The 20,216-nt window shown below is 55.0% G+C and carries 16 protein-coding genes and 1 pseudogene; 14 read left to right on the top strand and 3 right to left on the bottom strand.

Annotated elements, in window-relative coordinates:
- Window positions 1–91: 91 nt before the first annotated feature.
- Window positions 92–885: pseudogene (locus QC823_RS15130) on the bottom strand (IS3 family transposase); the annotation flags it as partial.
- A 57-nt stretch (window positions 886–942) separates the two neighbouring features.
- Window positions 943–1,056 (bottom strand): twin-arginine translocation signal domain-containing protein, encoded by a 114-nt coding sequence (locus QC823_RS15125; protein WP_309657176.1) that lies wholly within the window; start codon window positions 1,054–1,056, stop codon window positions 943–945.
- Between the two features lie 374 nt (window positions 1,057–1,430).
- On the opposite strand from QC823_RS15125, the gene QC823_RS15120 reads away from it, so the two are divergent.
- The 14 genes from QC823_RS15120 (at window position 1,431) to QC823_RS15055 (ending at window position 19,396) form a co-directional block, all read left to right on the top strand.
- On the top strand, window positions 1,431–1,784 hold the full coding sequence (locus QC823_RS15120) for a DUF4870 family protein (protein WP_309657175.1): 354 nt from the start codon (window positions 1,431–1,433) through the stop codon (window positions 1,782–1,784).
- A gap of 268 nt (window positions 1,785–2,052) precedes the next feature.
- Entirely contained in the window at window positions 2,053–3,456 is a 1,404-nt protein-coding gene (locus QC823_RS15115) for an SrfA family protein (RefSeq protein ID WP_309657174.1), read from the top strand.
- 18 nt (window positions 3,457–3,474) lie between these two features.
- Window positions 3,475–6,540, top strand: coding sequence for a virulence factor SrfB (locus QC823_RS15110; RefSeq protein WP_309657173.1), 3,066 nt, complete (start codon window positions 3,475–3,477; stop codon window positions 6,538–6,540).
- A complete protein-coding gene (locus QC823_RS15105) occupies window positions 6,537–9,263 on the top strand; it encodes a putative virulence factor (RefSeq protein WP_309657172.1) in 2,727 nt (908 codons plus the stop codon). The genes QC823_RS15110 and QC823_RS15105 overlap by 4 nt, the downstream gene beginning before the upstream one ends.
- Window positions 9,256–10,413, top strand: coding sequence for a hypothetical protein (locus QC823_RS15100; RefSeq protein ID WP_309657171.1), 1,158 nt, complete (start codon window positions 9,256–9,258; stop codon window positions 10,411–10,413). The genes QC823_RS15105 and QC823_RS15100 overlap by 8 nt, the downstream gene beginning before the upstream one ends.
- On the top strand, window positions 10,410–12,380 hold the full coding sequence (locus tag QC823_RS15095; protein WP_309657170.1) for a vWA domain-containing protein: 1,971 nt from the start codon (window positions 10,410–10,412) through the stop codon (window positions 12,378–12,380). Before QC823_RS15100 ends, QC823_RS15095 begins: the two co-directional genes overlap by 4 nt.
- A gap of 6 nt (window positions 12,381–12,386) precedes the next feature.
- Window positions 12,387–13,085 (top strand): ABC transporter ATP-binding protein, encoded by a 699-nt coding sequence (locus tag QC823_RS15090; protein ID WP_309657169.1) that lies wholly within the window; start codon window positions 12,387–12,389, stop codon window positions 13,083–13,085.
- Window positions 13,069–14,307: an ABC transporter permease gene (locus QC823_RS15085; RefSeq protein ID WP_309657168.1), complete on the top strand. Its 1,239-nt coding sequence runs from the start codon at window positions 13,069–13,071 to the stop codon at window positions 14,305–14,307. Before QC823_RS15090 ends, QC823_RS15085 begins: the two co-directional genes overlap by 17 nt.
- Window positions 14,297–15,856 carry a formylglycine-generating enzyme family protein gene (locus QC823_RS15080; RefSeq protein ID WP_309657167.1) on the top strand — a complete coding sequence of 520 codons (1,560 nt, stop codon included), beginning with the start codon at window positions 14,297–14,299 and terminating at the stop codon, window positions 15,854–15,856. Before QC823_RS15085 ends, QC823_RS15080 begins: the two co-directional genes overlap by 11 nt.
- A gap of 30 nt (window positions 15,857–15,886) precedes the next feature.
- On the top strand, window positions 15,887–16,621 hold the full coding sequence (locus QC823_RS15075) for an HlyD family secretion protein (RefSeq protein WP_309657166.1): 735 nt from the start codon (window positions 15,887–15,889) through the stop codon (window positions 16,619–16,621).
- A 10-nt stretch (window positions 16,622–16,631) separates the two neighbouring features.
- The gene (locus QC823_RS15070) at window positions 16,632–17,129 is read left to right on the top strand and encodes a hypothetical protein (protein ID WP_309657165.1); all 498 of its coding nucleotides are present in this window, start codon (window positions 16,632–16,634) and stop codon (window positions 17,127–17,129) included.
- A gap of 36 nt (window positions 17,130–17,165) precedes the next feature.
- Window positions 17,166–18,452: a VWA domain-containing protein gene (locus tag QC823_RS15065; RefSeq protein ID WP_309657164.1), complete on the top strand. Its 1,287-nt coding sequence runs from the start codon at window positions 17,166–17,168 to the stop codon at window positions 18,450–18,452.
- 49 nt (window positions 18,453–18,501) lie between these two features.
- Window positions 18,502–18,942 carry a hypothetical protein gene (locus tag QC823_RS15060; protein ID WP_309657163.1) on the top strand — a complete coding sequence of 147 codons (441 nt, stop codon included), beginning with the start codon at window positions 18,502–18,504 and terminating at the stop codon, window positions 18,940–18,942.
- A 40-nt stretch (window positions 18,943–18,982) separates the two neighbouring features.
- A complete protein-coding gene (locus QC823_RS15055; RefSeq protein ID WP_309657162.1) occupies window positions 18,983–19,396 on the top strand; it encodes a hypothetical protein in 414 nt (137 codons plus the stop codon).
- A gap of 335 nt (window positions 19,397–19,731) precedes the next feature.
- Here the strand turns inward: QC823_RS15055 and QC823_RS15050 are convergent, their stop codons facing one another.
- Window positions 19,732–20,100 carry a tyrosine-type recombinase/integrase gene (locus tag QC823_RS15050; RefSeq protein WP_309657177.1) on the bottom strand — a complete coding sequence of 123 codons (369 nt, stop codon included), beginning with the start codon at window positions 20,098–20,100 and terminating at the stop codon, window positions 19,732–19,734.
- Window positions 20,101–20,216: the final 116 nt, after the last annotated feature.

Below are 20,216 nucleotides of genomic sequence, written 5' to 3'. Positions count from 1 at the left end.
CAGAATAACGTGGCACATGAATTCCATACCGCTCCCCCTGGATTGAATTTAGGCGATATCGCCAACCGGACAACAAGGCTGACAGAGGGGGCATTGCCCAACCCACCACTTTACGAGAGTAAAGATCAATGAGCACGGCCAGGTAAAGCCAGCCTTCGCTCGTCGCCAAGTAGGTAATGTCACCCACCCACTTTTGATTAGGGGCTGAGGCCGTGAAGTTTTGCTCTAGTAGATTCGGCGCCACTGGTAGCGAATGCCGAGAGTTCGTGGTGGCCTTGAACTTACGAGCTGCTTTAGCGCGCAAGCCTTGACGCTGTAAGCTGGCAGCCACCGTCTTACGGTTGATCGGCATCCCATCATCTTGCAGGTCTAGGGCTAATCTCGGGGCGCCTGAGCGGCCTTTACGCTGGTGAAAAGCCTCAGCCACACGCTGATCGAGAATGGCCTGCTGGCTGCGTTTTGGGGATGGTACTCCTTCGCGCTGACGCCAAGCGTAGTAGCCGCTTCGAGCGACCCCAACAACATGGCACATACGTTGAACACTGAAAGCCTGACGATGATGATGGATAAAGGCGTACTTCACTTCAGGCTCTTCGCAGCAAAGTACACCGCGGCCTTTTTTGTGATGGCCAGCTCTTCATTTGCTTCGGCTAATTGGCGCTTCAAGCGGGCGTTTTCTTCTGCTAACGCCCGCTCTCGTTCAGATTTGTCTAGCTGCAGCTGTGCTTTAGAGCGCCACTGATAAAGCTGACTTGCGTGTACTCCCAGCTCACGAGCCGCTGCTGCCACGCCAATGCGGTCAGCCAGCGCTAACGCTTCTTGACGGTAGGCATCGGAGTGACGGGTATAAGATTTTTTCTTCATTGATGTTGTCGATCTGGCCATGGTTCACCTCATCGTAGCGTATTACATTCTTGAGGTGTCCACTGTTACTGGGCAGGATCAGATCTCATCCGGCATCTGTGGGAAGGTCCGGCATCCCGGCAGCGTACCCGCCGCAGCGGTGACGCCCAGCGCTTGAAGAAAACGACGACGGGTGAGGTGCTTTTTAACCATGATAATTCCTTTTAAAATCAGACTATTAGTCCATTTGTAGACAAAAAAATCTTAAGCAAAAAGACTTGCATATGAGGTGCTTGATAATGCTTTGCTTATTTATTTTTGTACTTCCATATAAAGAATTTATTGATCTAGGACAATAAAATCATAGGGCTGTGCACTTACCATCCACAAATCGAAGAAAAGATAATTTTTTCCATATGCTATGATTCGTCTCTGACTGACTTGATTTGGCAAACAATATCGGCGTTTATAAGCTATCGAAAAAAAATGCAACACATGCTTAGCTGGCAATGAATTATTTGATGTGTTGCATCTTTCAGCACCACCATAAAGTGCTATGTACTATCACAAAACCATGAAGGGAACCCATGGAAAATACAGTCACTTCTCAACCCAATACCACGGAAGGCATGTGTAAAGCTGTCTACTTGCTATACCTAGTAGGGTTATTTACTGGCATCACAGCATTGATTGGACTCATAATAGCCTACATCAACCGCAATGATGCACCAGACTGGCTTCAGACTCATTATCAATTTCAAATCCGAACTTTCTGGATTGGGTTTCTATTTTTAATTTTAGGCACTTTGCTCTCCTATATCCTTATTGGAATTTTCATTTTATTATTTTGGATTATCTGGCTTATTGTTCGTGTCATTAAGGGCTGGAAGTATCTCTCACAGCAAAAACCTCACCCTAACCCTTCTGGATGGATGCTATAGAATCCTTCTTATCTACAATTAAATTTTTTAATTGTAGATAAGCCGGCTAAAAAAAATAACCTGACCTTAAAAAGCTATCATTTACTAGAAAATATTTAAAAAATCTACTAGCTCAAGTCAGGTTTAAAAATGCAACGGATGGCATAGCAAGTGCAAGGACCTCACCAGAAGAGTCTGACGCATCAAGTTTGCGCTCTTTCTATGACATCTGGAAAATTACTCTTCTGTGCCAGCAGTACAGGGAGCCATGTCAAGGAGAGAAGCGCTCATGCCTGCAATTTTGCTGCATAGCGGAAGAACCGAGCACTTTCGCGAGCTAGGGGAGACGGGGCAGCCGGTCTATCACTCTGCGCTTCAACTGCGCAAGGTGATTTCACGCCGATTACCCGGCAAGGAGCGGCACCTCGCCATTCCACAACGAGATCAGCAAGGTGAAGGCATCGATTGGTATAGCGACATATCAGGCGATGTAGTTCCTTGGCGCAGTGCCACTGAAGGGGAACGCGAGGATGCATTAATACAGCTAGAGGCCTTTAAGCAGGATATCAACGATCTTGCGTCTCAAGAGAATGAGAGCGGCGATCACAAAGTATTCACAAAACTGGTCAAATGGGTTGGTCATTTCCCAAATGAGAATTACGTCTATCTCGTTGACGGCACTCCTGTTATCACCTTCTGGGGGTTTATTCATCCGGAAGCTGATCGTCATGCCAATCCTCTACTATGCCTGTACCCATCAGCACCATTAAAGCCTGTACAGCCCATTCCGACTGCGCCGGCTAGTGCTGATATTGCTCCTGCTTCACAGACATTGCCTGAACCGCAGCCGCAGCCTCAACCTGTAGCAACATTGGCTCAGCCATGGTGGCGACGCTGGTGGTGGCTATTGCCCTTATTGCTGCTAGCCCTTGTTTTACTTTTGTTTGGGCTTCGAGCCTGCACGCCCTCCAACGACTTAAGTCTATCAACTCCCTCGTCGCAGTCTCTGTGGAACGGCCAAGATATCTGGCCTTTTAACCTTTGGGGAGCGAGTTCAAGTAGCTCACCCTCGATTCCAGACGCTCCCTCCTTGGCATTAAACGGAGGAGTAGAGATGCCAAGCCTAGGTAATGGCGGGCTGCCGGAAATTAGCATGCCGAACATATCGGGTTCTAACCCTGAGCCAGCATTGAACGCAACACCAACTGCACCTGGATTGCCGTCAGGTATGGCGCCACCCGAGATTCCATCCAACGGCCCACCGGCTACACCATCTCCCGGCGTCCCCCCCATAGAAACCAGCACGAACCCGCCTGCTCTTGAGCCACTCAGCCTGCCTGCCGATGCCAAGAACGGTGAGGCTGAGTTCCTCAACGGCAACTGGCGTGGCGCCGGCGTGATGGACAGCCAGACAGGCCGCCCCCTGCAGGTCGCCTATGCATTTGATGGAGGCAAGGGCCATATGTACATCAAACGCGGAGGCCAGAACGGCATGACTTGTGCAGGCCCCGTGACCGCCGCCATGCAGGATGGCCAACTTCAGGTAAAAGCCCTGGAGCAGGCCCGCTGTGAGGACGGCAGCCACTACGAGATGCCAAAAGTAGAGTGCCGCCAGGCAAATGGCGAAGTAGCCAGCTGCGCCGCCAGCTACAACGATGAGTCATTTCCCATGCAGTTGCGTAAATCAAGTTAACAGGACGGTCAACCGATCATGTTGCCAGATATCATCAAGTTCGAAGAGGTAGCCACCCTGGTCAGTCACTCAGGCGTTCAGTTCATGGATTTCGGCCTAAAACTCGACCCGCGCCGAGAGTCCGCAGGCGAGTTCAAGTATCTGGCCAACACTGACAAGATGCTGACCCGTCTACTGGTCAACCAGGAAAACGGGGATCTATTTCACGTCATAGAGAGAGAAGGTGCCAAGGACAGAATCGAGACGGTCCGGGAGTCGGACTTCGATGTTCCCATGGCCGCCAGCCTCGAACAGCTGAACGGTGCCTGGCTGCCTGCTCCTTTCCTGCGTTTTCGCCCTCCGGGAAAATTCGACCAAGGTCCAGCCAACTGGGCACGCATGCGCCTGGTAGCGCTTGATGAGCCAGATCTCGATGGCCACACTCACCGCCTGACCCTGGTCTTCGACACTAGCACCCTGCCGCACCGCGAGAATACGGCCTACCTTTGCCCAAGCGATAGCGACATCAGCGCCGGCGCCAACTTCCGACTAGCCACCATGACCATCGACATGCGTTGGTTCATGGATCAACCCTGGGTCAAGGAGTGGCTCGAGGAACTGTTCCGCGAGGCTAATCCAGGACTGGACAGCCAGGAGATGCACGAGGCTCTGGAAGAGCGTATGCCCCTTGCCCACTACCTCAATGTGCTGAGCCTGCTGCACCGCCCCATCAACGCGGAACATCGCGACCCCACTCCTCGGGTCGAGATTCCCGATCTCAAGGTGATTGCTCAAAACGAAAATGCCATTCCTGTTGACCTAGTGCTGGACGTGGGCAACTCTCGCACCTGCGGCATACTGATCGAAGATCATGGTCAGTCGGGCACGGGTCTCAAGAACAACTATGTGCTTGAGCTGCGCGACCTAGTCGAACCCGAGCGAGTCTATCGCGAGCCCTTCGAGAGCCGCATCGAGTTCTCCCAGACCTTCTTTGGAAAAGATCACCTATCGGTCAAGAGCGGTCGCCCCGACGCTTTCCTGTGGCCGACCATCGCACGGGTCGGCGTCGAGGCGGGATGCCTGGCCGGGCGTCGCCGCGGCACCGAGGGCTCAACCGGGCTCTCCAGCCCAAAACGCTACCTGTGGGATGAGGCAAGCTACGGACACGGGTGGCGCTTCAATAGCGCCTATGTGCGCACCGAAACAGAGCCCCTCGCCACTGCCGCTCCTTTCTCGCACCTGATCAACGAACTCGGCAATGCCCTCTACGCCGTGCCTGAAGAGGAGCAGATGCCGGTCTTCAAGCCACACTACTCAAGAAGCTCTCTAATGACCTTCATGCTAGCCGAGGTGTTGGCTCAAGCACTAATGCAGACCAACAGCCCCGCCCAGCGAGTGCGTCAGGGCCACACCAACCGCCCACGGAGGGTGCGCTCGATCACCCTCACTGTACCACCGGCCATGCCCCAGGCAGAACGCAGCCTGCTGGTCTCGAGACTGGAACAGACGGTTGCCCTAGTGTGGAAGAGCTTGGGCTGGCACGACGACATGGAAGAAAGTAATCCCCATGAAGCCGAAAAAGACGGCACATTGCGTGTACCAATGCCAAAATTGCGTGTGGATTGGGACGAGGCCTCCTGTGGGCAACTGGTCTACCTCTATACTGAAATCAAGGAGAACTACGCCGGCCACCCAGAGGAGTTCTTTGATGCCTTGGCGCGCCCCGGCAAGCCAAACAGAGAGCGCATCACGCTTGGTACTATCGATATCGGCGGAGGCACTACCGACCTCGTAATCACCGATTACTACCTAGATCGCAACGGAACGGGTAGCAGCGGCAGTAACGTCTTCGTAGTACCCGAACAACGCTTCCGCGATGGTTTCCGGGTCGCCGGTGACGACATTTTGCTCGACATTATCCAGCTGTTCGTGCTGCCCAGCTTCGAGGCGGCGCTCAAGCAAGCCGGCGTAGCCTCGCCAGACGCTATGATGTCTAAGCTATGCGGCCAGGAAGGTGCCAATGCCCAGGAGCAGGTGCTACGTCAGCAGCTCAACCTGCAGGTATTCACCCCCCTTGGCCTCGCCCTGCTTGAAGCCTACGAAGCCTTCGACCCTGAACAACCCAGCGGTCCCGAAACGTTAACCTACGGCGAGCGCCTAGGCGCTCAGGCGGTGAGCGATTCCGTGCGCCGCTATGTAGAAAGTGCCCTACGCCGCGAACTGGGCACTGAACTTGAATTTGACCTACTCGACATCCCGCTCACCGTCAATCTGCTTGAGGTACATCGAGCTTTCCTTAAGGATCGCTTCAACCTATGTAAGACACTGGCTTCGCTGTGCGAAGTGGCTTTTCAGTACCAGTGCGACACACTGCTAATCACCGGAAGACCCTCACGCTTGCCCGGCATCCAGGCTTACCTGCGTAAGATGCTACCGCTGCCACCGGGTCGTATCTTGCCGCTTCAGGGCTACCGCACCGGCAGCTGGTATCCCTTCCATCGCAACGGTCGCATCAACGATCCGAAAAGCACCGCCTCGGTTGGTGCCATGCTCTGCCTGCTATGCGCGCAGCACAACCTCTCCAACTTCTTTTTCCGTGCAGCCGCCCTGCGTCCCTACTCGACGATTCGTCATATTGGCCTGATTGATAACAACAACACTATTCCCGATGCCGACGTGACCTATCGCGACATTGCGTCCAGCGATGACAGCACCTCCATCGTGTTACCAGAAAATGAGTGCGGCGACACGCCCACCATCGAAATGCGTGGTCCTCTACGCATCGGCTTTCGCCAATTAGGGGTAGAGCGCTGGACGGCATCACCACTTTACACGCTCACTTTCACCCCGGAAGGCAAAAAGGAACTTGCCAAAATTGAGCAAAGGGAAGGTCGAGCACCTGTGCTTAAGGTTCGGCTGGCAGTAGATGAGCGAGCCGGAAAGGGCAGTCTGATCAGCGACCGTCTGAGGGTCGCCGGCGTGGAGACCAACGGTGGTGCCAGCTTCAATGCCAAATTTCTAAAGCTGCAACTCAACACCCTTATCGACGCAGGCCTTGGTGATACCAATTACTGGCTGGACAGCGGGAGCGTGAAAAGAACATGAATCAGTTAACACATGAACAGCAGCGACTCAGCACGGGCTGGCAAGCCTTTCATCAGGGCGCCGGTGCAGCACTTGAATGGATTGAGACGGTGCGCGACAGCGCTCCTAGCCTGGACAGTGAAGCCGACCAGTTGAGCCTTGAGTTTTACCGCGCCCGCAATCTGGCTCAGAGTCTGTCCCTTGCTGCCACCACGCCAATGACGGTGGGCTTCTTCGGCCTCTCTCAAGCGGGTAAGTCCTATCTCATCTCAGCGCTAGCCGCTGGCGATAACGGCAAGCTGGAGACCTGTTACGGCCCGGCACGACTGGATTTCATCGAGCACGTCAATCCAGTCGGCGGGGGCAAGGAGGCCACTGGCCTGGTTACCCGCTTCAGCCGCAGTGCCAGCTCCGGCCCTGCGGAATTTCCCGTTGAGCTCAAGCTTTTCAGAGAAATCGAGATCGCTAAGGTACTGGCCAACACATGGTTCAACGACTTTGATCATGAACGTGAAGATGTCTACGAGATTGACGAGAACAAGGTGGCAGCTGTATTGAGCCCTTATGAGACAGTTTTGGACGACCCTCTGCAGCCAGGGGTCACTCCCGAAGGGGTCGTGGAACTCTGGGACTATCTGCATGCAAGCTTTCCCAAGTCAGTCAGCAAGCTCAATGCCCGCTACTGGCCGCGGGTGATCAAGCTGGCCCCGAAGCTCAACAGTCACCAGCGCGCCGAGCTTTTCTCCCTGCTGTGGGGCGAGCAACCCGAACTTACCAATCTCTATCGTCAGCTGGCTCAGGCGCTGGGCACCCTGGGCCATGCCTCTCGCGTGTTCGCCCCGCTACGCTGCCTAGTTGTACGCAACGGCGACGGCTTCAGCCAACGTGACAGCATTATGAACGTGGACATCCTTGAGCGTCTGGGCACCGCCCAGGACCTACCCTTGGACGTTTGTCCCGCCGAAGGAAGCGACCTCGGCGCGCCGGTAAGCCTGCCGGTGGCCCAACTTGCTGCTCTAACTGCAGAGCTGACCTTCCCTCTGGTGGAACCCACCCGCGATCCGCGAGTCGAGAAAGTTGACCTACTCGACTTCCCCGGGTACCGCGGTCGCCTAAGCCTGCGCAAGATCGGCGAACCCGGTAGCCAGGAAGGTCTCTCTCAACTACTGCTGCGCGGCAAGGTCGCCTACCTGTTCGAACGCTACACCGACAGCCAGGAGATGAATGGCCTAGTGGTGTGTACCAGTTCCAGCAAGCAGAGCGACGTCACCAGCGTAGGTCCTGTACTGAGCCGCTGGATTGAGAAGACCCAAGGTGAAACGGCCCAGGAGCGAGCCAGCCGCGACCCAGGGCTGATCTGGGCACTGACCATGTTCGACATGCGCATTAACGGCGCCTTGCAGCAGCCTGATGGTCAGCTGCGTGACGGCTGGGATGGCCTGATCAAGATGACCATGCTTGAGCGCTTTGGCAGCTACGACTGGATGCAGGAGTGGGCTCCCAACCAGGCCTTTGACAATACTTTCCTGGTCCGCAAGCCACGTCTGCCGGTGCCCTTTCTGGTCAACGAGGGTGGGCGCGAAACTGCCATCCACACCGATGCCGCGGACGCTCTAACACGCATGCAGGCCACCTTCATCGAAAGCCCCTCGGTGCTCAAGCACGTCGCCCAGCCAGCCGAGGCCTGGCAAGCCATGCTGGCGCTCGATGATGGCGGCATGGCGCGTATCGGCGACTACCTAGCTCGTATCGCCGGTCTTGAGTACAAACTCGGGCGCATCAGCAGCCAGCTCGAGGACACTCAGCGCACACTAATCAAGGAGCGCCTGGCCAAGTGGCACTTCAGCGACTCCGACGGCGAAGTCGCCGAGAAGCGTGACACTGCATCCCGCTTCTGGAAAGAGCTGCAAACGCGCCTACACTCCCTTGGGGAGCTGCAGTACCAGCTTGAGCTGTCGGATGAGACAGTCCGCGATCTCTACCTTAGCGACAGCGAAGACAGTCTGGCCAGCGAGGTACAGCGCGACGAGGAAAGCTCCTCCCTTGATGATGGTGGCCTCTACGGCAGTAGCGACTTCGGGCTTGAGAGCAGCTTCGGCGACCTGCCCTTCGGCAACGAGCCAAACGAGGACTTAACTCCCACCACAGCTGCGCCTGCAGCCCCGGTGCTGCAAAGCGCTGACCATCGCTTTGCCCGTGCTGTTTACAACGCCTGGGTAGGGCATGTTCGCGAACTGCCCCAGCGTCAGGGCTTAATGCGTATGCTCGGTCTTGATCGCGAGCTGGTGAAACTTTTGGCCGACGAATTGATAACCGGCTCTAGCCGTCTCAAGGTGCAGGAGCGGCTGCATGAAGCGCTGGTCAAGCGTGTGCAAAGCGGTGCACGCCGTGATCGCCTAGTGGCACGCCAGGTGCTGGCCGCCCAACTGGTACTTCGCGATTTCATCGCCTGGCTTGGCTTTCATTATCAGCCAGTCGAACTGCGTCCGACAGGCTTCGTTGGTGCCAAGACCCACTTATTCGGCTATGAGCAGAGACAGATACCCAGCAACGAATTGCCCCAACTAAGCGACCAGCCGGTCAACCAGGCTCTGGTCTATCTCGGGGACTGGCTGTCTGGTCTATGCATAATGACCCAGGAAAATGCCGGCCACAGCGGTGGACGTGAAATCACCATCGAACAGAATGAACGACTCGGCAAAGTGCTGGAGAAGTTCACCATCGGGGAGACGAACCATGCTTAAGGTTGAGCTGCGGCCACTGGATACCAATCAGCCCGGTTACGGCCAACTGGTGATTATCGGATGGCAGGGAACCACCGAAGGTTTGTCGATAGACATTCAGCGCAACCAGGATGAACACTTCCTGCAGAAAGACGGGGCGTGGGGCAATAATGCCTTCAAGTTTCATCTACCAGCGCTGCAACCCACTACCGAAGGCTATCTCGCAGCAGAAGTGGACTGCACGATCGTCGACCCCCTACTGGAAAATTCACACGCAACCAACATGGTTCGGCTCTACGGACCAGACGACAAGAAGGTTGGTCAGGCACGCCTGCGTATCGGCCAGGGCCTGATGCCTTCTGGGGCCAGTGGCAGCGCAACTGAGCCGGATGCCAGCGCAGACCTGAATACGCCACAGCCACCCCCTGTGAACTCAAAGCCAGAGCCAACTGCGGAACCTCCACCCGCGTCAGTGTCCGTTGCCGAGGAACCCGCTTCACTCGAACCTGTAGCTGATGAACCCGAAGCCACTGAACCTGAATCCAGATCAGAGCCTAACTCAGAACCACCCAAACAGCCGCCAAACGACAAAAGCAAGCGCTGGCTGTGGATACTGCTGGCCGTGGTCATTCTTACTGTCATTCTTGGTGCCGCTGCCTGGTTCGGCATGTCTATGCGCGATGGGAAAGACACTGCCAGCGAAAGCGAAGCTATTACCGAAGAAAACTCGGCAGAAGAAATCGAGGAATCCGAACCGGTAGAAGCCGCTCCCGACGAGGCGAGCGAACCGCTGGATACCAATCAGAGTGCCACTTCCGCAGCCGCCGCCCCTTGCTCGTTGCAGCGCATGAGCGAAATGGGCGAGCTGGAGTTCGTTCAGGCCTGCACCGGTGCTGGAAACGACGACGGTGGCATGCTTGATGTGGTCAATGAAGCCTTGACCAATGACCACTGCGGGATTGCACGGCGACTCTATGCCCACCAAGCACTCAACGGTGATGCCGACGCCGCTCTAGCCTATGCACAAGAGTTCGATCCGGCACAGCATTCACCCAGCACCTGCTTCCCTGAACCCGACACGGAAACTGCCATCTTCTGGTACGAGACCGCTCTGGGCCTCGATCCCAATAATGCCGAAGCCAGCCAGCGGCTGGAGGAGCTTCAAGGATGATGCTGCGCAAAAATATTTTAAGCCTCGCGATGGCACTTCCGTTGGCGGCCACTGCTTTCCCCGCCCATTCTGATGTACGCCCACTGCTGCAGGAAGGTAAGCAGGCCCTCTACCAGCGTGTATTGACCACGCCAGGCTGCCAGCTTAGTGAGCAGGCAGCCGGCACTGATGGAGAACTGCAACCTGCCTTTAGCCGCTTCTATGTCTATCAGCGTAGTGAAAAGAATGGAGAGAAGTGGCTCGAAGTTGGCCCTGATAGCTATGGCAGTACCAGCGGTTGGTTACCGGAATCCTGCACAGTGGAGTGGAACATGCAGCTCACACTGTCATTTACCAATCCAGCTAACCGCGACCGCCTGATGTTCTTTGGCGAACGCGATGGTTTGATGACGATCTTTGATGACTTCGAACCTTCCGGCCAGGTCGCCCCGCTACGTGCCCAATTGCGTCGTGACGGCGATGCCCCTGGCATCGTCGCCCAAGAGCCAGAATACTTTGTCGACCTCCACGAGCAGTTCTACCTCCTTCCAATTCTGGAAGGCGAGGAAATAATGACCGAAGCAGGCTTTATGACTCGTCTGCTAAAAGTGGCCTCGGTAAGCGAAGCCGAGAAAGATGAAACGCAGAATGACCCCAACAATGTCTCCGCGCAGCTGCGTGAGTTCAACGCCGGCGTGGTTTTCGTTATCGACTCCACCATCTCCATGGGACCCTATATAGAGCGCACGCGTGAGGCAGTTGAACGTATCTATCAGCGTATCGAGGAGCAGGATCTCACCGAACAAGTACGATTTGGCCTAGTCTCCTTCCGCGATAGCATCGAAGCTGCTCCCGGCATCGACTATGTAACGCGCATGTATGCTGACCCAAATGATGTCAAGGATGGCAATGATTTCATGAGCCGCGTGGCTGGCCTTCGTGAAGCCCAGGCATCCACCGTGGGTTGGGAAGAAGACGCCTATGGCGGCGTGATGCAGGCTATTGATGAAGTCGAGTGGAGTAACTTCGGCGCACGTTATATCGTACTGATCACCGATGCCAGTGCCATTGAAGGTGACGGTGAACGCTCCTCTACCGGACTTAATGCGGATCAGGTTCGGCTGGAGGCAGCACGTCACGGTATTGCCGTCTACACCCTGCATCTCAAGACACCCGGTGGCGAGAAACGTGGCGATCATGCCGCTGCCGAAGCTCAGTACAGTAATCTCTCTACTTTCACTAGCACTGGCACCTCGCTCTACTACCCGGTCGATACCGGCGAAGTTGCCATCTTTGGCCAGCGGGTTGATGCTCTTGCCACGGCCATCACTGATCAAGTATATGCCGCCTACCTGGGTGAAGAAGCCATCGGTAGCGCACTCCATGCCGAAGAGGAGGCAGACGACCCCAGTCAACAACGGTTGAAGGATGACCTAGAGTTGATAGGACACGCTATGCGTTTAGCCTACCTTGGCCAAGTCACAGGCAGTCAAGCTCCCCCCGTATTTGAAGCCTGGATCAGCGACCGCGACTTGATTGCACAGCACCTTCCCACTACCGAAGTCAGAGTACTGCTCACCAAAGGTCAATTGAGTGATCTCAACGATGTCGTCAGCGAGATTCTCAATGCAGCTAATGCCGGCCTTATTTCTCCCACCGATATGTTTGACCGTTTACGTTCGGTGGCCGCTGCCATGGGGGCTGATCCGAATCAGTTGCAGCAGAGCGAAGGGCAACGCCTTGGAGAACTAGGCCTGATGGGTGAGTACCTAGAAGATCTTCCTTACCAGAGTGAAGTACTCAACCTCGATGAGGAGACTTGGTTGAGCTGGGATGGACTACAGCAGGAGCGCTTTATTCGCCATCTGGCCACTAAACTGCGCCATTACCAGCGTTATAACGCTGATGTGGATCGCTGGGTATCCCTGGCCGAAGGAGCCGACCCACGTGATGACGTCTATCCTATACCCCTCGAAATGATGCCCTGAAACGCCATGCTAAATCTGAGCGAACTGCGTGTCACACGCGGGCGAGGTACGGGACGACATGAAGTCCACCTACCAGGGCTGACGCTTACTTCTGGCGACATGCTTGCCATCGTGGGTCCCAGTGGCTGCGGTAAGAGCACCTTGCTGGAAGCCCTTGGCCTTCTGTTAAAGCCAAGCGCGCTCGACAGCTACACTTTGGGACCAAGTGAAACGGATTTAGCGGCCCTTCTTTGGACCGAAAATGAACATGCTCTGGCTGAGATCCGCTCACGTGACTTGGGGTTTTTGCTACAGAACGGAGGATTACTGCCATTCCTCAATGTACGCGACAACATCAGCTTGCCTCGCCGTCTGCTTGGCTTACCAACGAACAGCGAGCGAGTGCGCCATGCTTGTGCAATTTTGGGTCTGGAGCCACTAATGGACAAACGTCCTGCTGCGCTCTCCATTGGTGAGCGCCAACGCACCGCCTTCGTGCGTGCTATGGCTCATGAGCCTCGCCTACTGCTAGCTGACGAGCCCACCGCTGCACTTGATCCTCAGGCCGGTGAACTACTATTCGGTCTAATTCTCTCGTTGGTGCAGGAACTCGAGATGGCTGCTTTGGTGGTCTCCCACGATCGCACTCTCGTGGCACAATTTTCGCTGCCAAGGCTGGCAGCTACTCTGACGTCAGGAGGATGTCGCTTTGAGCCTGAAACCTAGCCAAACCGGTTTAAGTAGACTCAAACTTATCCTGAACCTAGCCATTCAGGATCTATGGCATGATCGCCAAGTTTCTCTATGCATTGCCGCTGCCCTAGTAGCGGTAATCGCCCCGCTGCTGCTGCTATTCGGCCTCAAATACGGCGTGGTCAGTCAGCTACAGCGAGAACTCCTCGATGATCCACGTAATCTTGAAATCCGTATGCTGACCAGCGGGAGCTTCGACGAGGCCTGGATCGATCAGGTTCGAGATCTTCCCGGGGTCAGCTTTGCCATTGGACAGACCCGTTCGCTTAACACTCAGGCCGACCTATTAAAAGATCGTCAACACTTCTTGGAGGGTGCCGAATTAATCCCTTCCGCCGAAGGCGATCCGCTGCTGGCTAGCCAGGCCCACTACCCCAAAGGAACCGAAGTGGTGCTCAGTGAGTCGGCCGCACGACGCCTCAATGTCGCCGTGGGCGAGCGTCTAACTCTTGCCGTCAGCCGCCGACTGGAAAACCAACAGGAGCGCGGCCGCGTAGAGGTAGAGGTTTCCGGCGTTCTGGATGCTGCTCGCTTTCCACGCCCAGCTGCCTTCGTAAACCTATCGCTATTAATTGAGTTGGAACGCTTTCGGGACGGCCTTGCCAGCCCGCTATTAGGGGTTGGGAGTGGCGTCCAGCACGCAGACTATCCCCTGCGTTATGCCCGTGCACGTATCTTCGCCGATAAAGGGGATGCCGTAGCTGGCGTAGTAAAGCAGCTAGAGGCCCAGCGAATAGAGACAGCTAGCCGCCTAGCCGAAATCGAGAATGTGCAAACTATCAACCGAGTGCTCGGATTAATCTTCAGCGTTATAGCCATTACCGCTCTGGTAGGTTGCCTGGCTTCCATGGCCGGTGCCTTTATGGCCAACATCGATCGCAAGCGTCGAGAATATGCCGTGCTTCGTCTGCTCGGTTTCCAGCGTCCGGCTATAGCAACTTACGTAGGCCTGCAGGTTGGACTTCTGACTCTTATCGCTTTTGTAGTCGGCCTGGGGTTATTCGTTATCGCCTCGATCGCCTTCAACCATCTATTGGCTACCAGCCACCTTGCTGCTGGTGTCGTCAGTCATATCACCATCACTCACGCCCTCGCTGCCCTAGTGCTGACCCTTGGGGTTGCCTTGCTAGTTGCGGTTATCGGCGTAGTGCGTGCCTTCGGTATACAGCCAGCGGAGAGCCTTCGTGAAGCCTAAAAACCACTTTGTTGCTTTATTTGCCACCTTGACAGCCAGCCTAGGAATCACCTTCTCGGTGCAGGCACAGCCTGAATGGGATGAGCGTCTCTACAATCCATCCCCCCTGGAGGATGACGTCATCTTGCCGATGCCCTGCGGCGGCGCAATGGCTTTTCGACAGATTCATGTGCCTGTCAGCAAACCACTGGAAGATTTCCCCGTTCAGATCGGCCAAGATGGGACCGGTTGGGGTTATGTAGAGCATAGTAGGCCTGCTTTCATCTCTGGAAGCTTCACTAGCGAAGATGGCGAAGCCTCACGTTATTATTTGTTAGCTAAATACGAACTCACCGAGTTGCAGTACGAGGCCTTGGTCGGTAAAGAGTGTCCGCCCCTATCCAACCGCAAACGATTCCCCCAGGTTGCACTGAGCTGGTTCGATGCTATGCAGCTCAGCGATGCCTATAATCTTTGGCTACGCGAACATGCCTCCAAGATGCTGCCCCGCGAGGATGGTTCTTTGGGATTCCTGCGCCTGCCCACCGAAGTGGAGTGGGAATTCGCCGCTCGAGGTGGCCTGGAAGTCAGCACGGCTGAATATCGGGACTCCCGTTATCCCATGCCGGAAGGTCTCAATGCCTATGAGTGGTTCTCTGGGGCTCAGTCTTCCAACGGTCGGCTGCAACTCGCAGGACTACTGGCGCCCAACCCACTTGGCCTGCATGACGTCCTGGGCAATGCCACCGAGATGATATTTGAACCCTTTAGGCTTAATAAGCTGGATCGCCAGCACGGCCAGGCCGGCGGCTTTGTGGTCCGTGGCGGTAGCTACTTGACGCCACGTGAGGATCTACGTGGTGCTCTGCGTGGCGAGGAACCCTACTACGGCAGCGACGAACACAATCGTGGTCGCGCCACCGGGCTGCGGCTGGCGCTTGTTGCTCCGACCCTGACTTCTCGGGAACGTATTGCCGCGATCGAGGAGAGCTGGGCTTCTTTAGGTCTCGACGAGGAGGAAATAGACGGCTCACCTGGCACCGTAGTCCAGTTGGCCGAGCTTGCCTCCGATGTAGAAGACAGGGCATTACAGGAACAACTTCAGACACTGGAGCGCCAACTGCGCGCCAGCAACCAACGCCAGCAGGAAGCACGCAACCAAGCCATTCGTGCCAGCCTCAACCTAGGCGCGTTCCTATGCACCAAGCTCGAGGATGACGGAGTCTTCTTCGACTTCCTGGCCGATAACTATCGGCTTAATTGCGAAGGCGACGAGCCGGACGCTAGCTGCGACATGCGTCAGGCGCGTCTTGCCGAGCAAAAAAAGCGGCTTGAAGGGCTTAGCCGTTACTACGCTAGTAGTCTGGTGGAGTCGGCCACGCTATATGGCCGCGAACCCATCACTCAGCAGGTAGAGGTATTCAGCGAGATACTCTCACGAAACCCTAAAGTGAGTGAGCTCCGCCCCTACCTGCAGACCTACTGGCAGCATCAGCGCCAGTACCTGAATGACCAGCACATCACCGCCGAGGCCTGGCTGGAGAGTTGCAAGGCTATGGCAACCCAATAACCATCAACCTCAATATTTAAGGAAACTACCATGACAATGACTGTCCCTACCCTCTTCAAGAAACTGCTAATCGGCTCTGCTGTAGCTGGCACACTTTTCCTTACCGGCTGCGCAAGCACGGGCAGTAACACGCTAAGCGCTAACCGGTCTGCTGACTCACGACTAACGCAAGGCAATGACGCACAGTTCTTCAGCAAGTCTGGCGTTCAAGCTTGTGCGGCAGGCGCCGCCGTTGGCATAGCAGGCTGCATGATTAGCGGTACCAGCGACCGCAATACCTGCATGATTGCTGCAGGCATTACTGCTTGTGGGGTGGCAATGGGTGCCAACTATTACCTCGATCAGCGTCGCAGCGAATACGCCTCCACCACGGAGCGCCTGGCGGTGATGAGCCAAGATATTCAAAATGATACTCAAAAGGTGATCGCACGTACTGAAACTGCTCGTCAGGTCATGGCCGATGACCGCGCACGCATTGAGCGCCTGCAACAAGAGATTTCCGAGCAGCAGCTTGACCGTGTCGCTGCTGAACGTGAACTTGCGGCCATTGACAGCAACATTAGCATTCTGCGTCGTGACCTAAACAACATGCAGAGCACCGTAATGGAGTACGAGGAAGTCGCCGAAGCGGAGCGTCAGGAGGCCAACCCCGAAGAAATCAAAGAAATTGAGCAAGAAATCGACGTGATGAAATATCAGGTTCTGGCGCTGCAGCAGGAAGTGGACGACCTCTACAACATGCGCTCTGCCATCACCCTGGGCTAAGGAAACCGCCATGAAACTTCGTTTTCTTATCGTGCTCGGCACGCTAACCCTGCTCGCTGGCTGCGCCACTACTCCTGAGGCTTGCGACCCCTACAACCGAGACGCCAGCCTGGTGACCAAGTTCTCCTGTGATACGGGTGGGGGTTATCGTGCCCGTATTGACGCCGGTGAACAGCAGGTGCAGCTCGACCAGGAAGATAACGCTCTGTTTCGCAAGATCGAGCGCCAGATCATGGAGCAGCAGCGCGCCACTCGCAACGAACTGCGTGTCACCAATGCCCAGCATTACGCGCTAGAGCAATCAGTCCGTGCGCTGGTCGCTCGCCTTCAGAACCACACTCAGGAACAGCTTGGGCTACAACATCAGCTGAATGAGCTGGAAAGGCAGATGAACGCGACTCCCAAGAGCAGTGATAACGCGGAAACACTGGCAGAGCGACAGGCCCGCCTGGAAGTCTTGCAGCAGCAAGTCAGCCGCTTACAACAAAGTCTGGGCTATACGCCGTGAGAGTCAAAGTAACGTCTGTTGCCAAGGAGGGCTATTATGCAACGTATACTGCGTGATGAGGGTTATGTGCTTGTCGACCCTCGGCAACCTGAGCGCCTGCAAGGATTAATACATCGCTACTGCCCTCCTAGCATCGGCAACCTCTTCGCCATCCCGCGAGAGGGGCGCACCGGCGATCTAGAATGGTGGACGGAATTGCCAGGCCAGCCTCGCCGCCTGGATGAGCTACCTGCCGCCGAGCAGGCAGCTCTTCAGGAACGACTTTCACAACGCCTTTCGGCACTGAAAAGCCTGATCGACGAGCTGGAACGGCGTGGCGATCCAGCCGCAGCCGAGTTGCAGGCACTGCCCACGGCACCGGCACTGGATACCCTCTACTCCGTAGGGGGGGAGCCGCTCCTTATTCGCTGGGCACCCATTGCTCCAGCACCTGCTGCAAGTCCAACACCCACTGTGGCGCCGACAGCCACGCCCAAGGTACCGACACCGATCCCGCCTCCAATACCAAAGCAGGTTTCTACTCGACGTCGAGTAGGCTGGGTATTACCCCTACTGCTTAGTGGGTTGGCGTTACTTGGCCTGTGGATGGGGATCACTCACTGGGAACGTTTCCCCTGGCCGCCTACCGAAGAGGTCATCGAGGAGCCGTTCGCCTGTAGAAGTGCCGACACCCCACCACCGGAGTTCATCACTATCTTCGATACATCCGGCTCCATGAATCTGCATATCAGCACCACTGAAGAAGATGAGCAATGGTACGCCACCATGCCAGAACCCTTGCGCACTATGCGTGCCCACTCCCCTCGCATGCAGAGAATTACCGCCAGTCCATCGCGTATGGAAGTCGCCAAGGAGGCCTTCAGCGAACTAGCGCGAGCCATCGACCCTGCCGTCGATATTGGGCTTGTGACCTACCGCGGATGTGAAGCACCAATAGTCCAAGGGCGTTTCAGCGCAGAGCAGCGACCAATGCTGGTGCAGGGTGTGCGCAACCTGGTGGCCGACGACGGCACCCCGCTTGCGGCTAGCCTGCAAAAAGCCGCCAGTATGGTCGACGGCAGAGAGCGAGATGCCGTGATTCTAGCTTTTGTGGATGGTGCCGATGGCTGTGGCAACGACCACTGTGCGGTCGCCCGCGAAATCGCCATGCAACAGCCACGCCTGCGAATCAATGTCGTGGATATCTCAAACAGAGGTCTTTCCAACTGCATTGCCGAGCAGACCGGCGGTCGCGTGTTCGGCTCTCAGGATGCAGCCGCCATCAGTGTCATGCTCAAGGATGCCGGACGGGAAGCGCTCAGCGCTGCCCAATGTTCCGGCTGAACTCACCTCAACCTATATAATGAATTCACTTTACTCAAGGAAGAAACTAATGTCTCAACTGAAAAACGATGTCATTCCCGCTCTACTACCTGCCGTCATCAGTGCGCTATTTGTTTGTGTGGTTCGCTTTTTCACTATTCCATGGAGCATTTGGAAAGGTGCCGCTCTACGCCTCGCCGACATGCGACAACGCGATGATACTGAAAAAGTCGTCAGTAGCCGCTCCGAATTCCCGGTATTCGACTGGTTGCGCGCCGCTTGGGATGGCCTGATTTTCCTCTCGTGGTTTATTGGTGCTCTGATTAGTTTGGTAAGCATGGTGGGAATGGTATTTGCTTTCGGCCTTTTTGAAGGAATAGCCGCCCTTATTTTAGGCCTGGTTTACACCTATTTCTCTGTCATCGCCATGTCGATAGCAAAAGAAAGTTTGATCATCATTTTGTCGATCGCCCTTAACGTCGAGCGCATTTCGAAGGAAAAGCGCACCTGACATCTTGCTTCAATAATGTTGATTGAGGAACGAGGTAAAAATGACACAAGACATCCAAAATCCTGCGCAGGGTTTCATCTCCCCAGTTTCCACTGAGCATGAAAAAAGCACCGAAGACAAGATCGCTATCGTTTGCTACGCACTTATGATGACTGGCCCACTGCTGTGGTTCACCCCGCTAATTGCGGTAGTAATTGCTTACGTGCAGCAAGGTGATGCTCCGACTTTCACCCGCACCCATTACAGAAATATCATCAGCACCTTCTGGGTCAGTGTGCTGTTCTTCATGATAGCGATCATTGCCTACCTAGGCTTCGTAGTTCTGATGATTTCCGGATCTGGTTTCGGTGCAACGCTTTTGGTCAGCCTGGCGAGCTTGGCGTTTACGATTTGGATCTATGTTCGATTGGTAAAAGGCCTACTCTACCTTATAAAGGGCAAGGCTTGGATTTGATCACGATTTCGCTTGTCTCAACTAAGTCTAGCGTCTCCCCCGCTTTTCTTCAGCTGGTCTTGTGGCCGCTTGATTAGATTTAATAGTATTTGCTCAATCAACTATATCGGGGTTTTCCTGTCCACATCATGCTGTTACCTCTAACATCATGAACAAAAGGAAAAACCCGATTTTTAAAAATGCCAAAGACCAAACCAAATGGAAAGCACGTTTGATCAGCTAGTGTGTAGACCTGACCGAACCACTGTCTCGGCCGGAAGTAGAGCGGGCTGAAGGTGAACACCGACTTTGGCATTTTGCCAGTGAAAGCATTCGTCAATTCGATTAGCTGCAGGTTAGCGACATTCTTTGCGATTGCTGACAGTGTCTTCCTGTTCAACTACTTGTTGCATCGCAAACGCTTCAACGGCATCTTGAGCATGATCAGGACACAGATGAGCATAGTATTTAATCGTAGTCTGAATATCGGAATGCGCCATCAACTTAGACACTGTTAAAAGATCAACCCCAGACATCACAAGCTGAGAAGCAAAGTTGTGTCTCAAACTATACATTTGCAAATCTCTTGGCAGTCCGGCTAATTGGCGAATGTTAGCCCATGGTTTTTGCATCGCCGTCGGGTCCATGCGCTTGCCATTTCGCGGCGAGGGGAATACTAATCCAGTTTTCGGCTTACCCTGTTGGTGGCACCAAGTATCAAGCACATTCAAAACTACGGTAAGTGCCTACTTGTCGGGTCCCGTGTGATTAACCACCTTCTTGGTAAATAACTCAGGACGCTTGGTTTGCCATTCCTTCATTATCGCAATCGGTGATTGAT

Source organism: Vreelandella vilamensis (assembly GCF_031451755.1).
In the GTDB taxonomy this organism is placed as follows: Bacteria; Pseudomonadota; Gammaproteobacteria; order Pseudomonadales; family Halomonadaceae; genus Vreelandella; species Vreelandella vilamensis.
This window is presented reverse-complemented; position numbering and strand designations above follow the sequence as displayed.

Coding starts and splice junctions, on each gene's coding strand:
- QC823_RS15100 (WP_309657171.1), top strand. CDS start 9,256: ATGCTTAAGGTTGAGCTGCGGCCACTGGATACCAATCAGCCCGGTTAC.
- QC823_RS15095 (WP_309657170.1), top strand. CDS start 10,410: ATGATGCTGCGCAAAAATATTTTAAGCCTCGCGATGGCACTTCCGTTG.
- QC823_RS15125 (WP_309657176.1), bottom strand. CDS start 1,056: ATGGTTAAAAAGCACCTCACCCGTCGTCGTTTTCTTCAAGCGCTGGGC.
- QC823_RS15060 (WP_309657163.1), top strand. CDS start 18,502: ATGTCTCAACTGAAAAACGATGTCATTCCCGCTCTACTACCTGCCGTC.
- QC823_RS15115 (WP_309657174.1), top strand. CDS start 2,053: ATGCCTGCAATTTTGCTGCATAGCGGAAGAACCGAGCACTTTCGCGAG.
- QC823_RS15055 (WP_309657162.1), top strand. CDS start 18,983: ATGACACAAGACATCCAAAATCCTGCGCAGGGTTTCATCTCCCCAGTT.
- QC823_RS15110 (WP_309657173.1), top strand. CDS start 3,475: ATGTTGCCAGATATCATCAAGTTCGAAGAGGTAGCCACCCTGGTCAGT.
- QC823_RS15105 (WP_309657172.1), top strand. CDS start 6,537: ATGAATCAGTTAACACATGAACAGCAGCGACTCAGCACGGGCTGGCAA.
- QC823_RS15120 (WP_309657175.1), top strand. CDS start 1,431: ATGGAAAATACAGTCACTTCTCAACCCAATACCACGGAAGGCATGTGT.
- QC823_RS15075 (WP_309657166.1), top strand. CDS start 15,887: ATGACAATGACTGTCCCTACCCTCTTCAAGAAACTGCTAATCGGCTCT.
- QC823_RS15065 (WP_309657164.1), top strand. CDS start 17,166: ATGCAACGTATACTGCGTGATGAGGGTTATGTGCTTGTCGACCCTCGG.
- QC823_RS15090 (WP_309657169.1), top strand. CDS start 12,387: ATGCTAAATCTGAGCGAACTGCGTGTCACACGCGGGCGAGGTACGGGA.
- QC823_RS15070 (WP_309657165.1), top strand. CDS start 16,632: ATGAAACTTCGTTTTCTTATCGTGCTCGGCACGCTAACCCTGCTCGCT.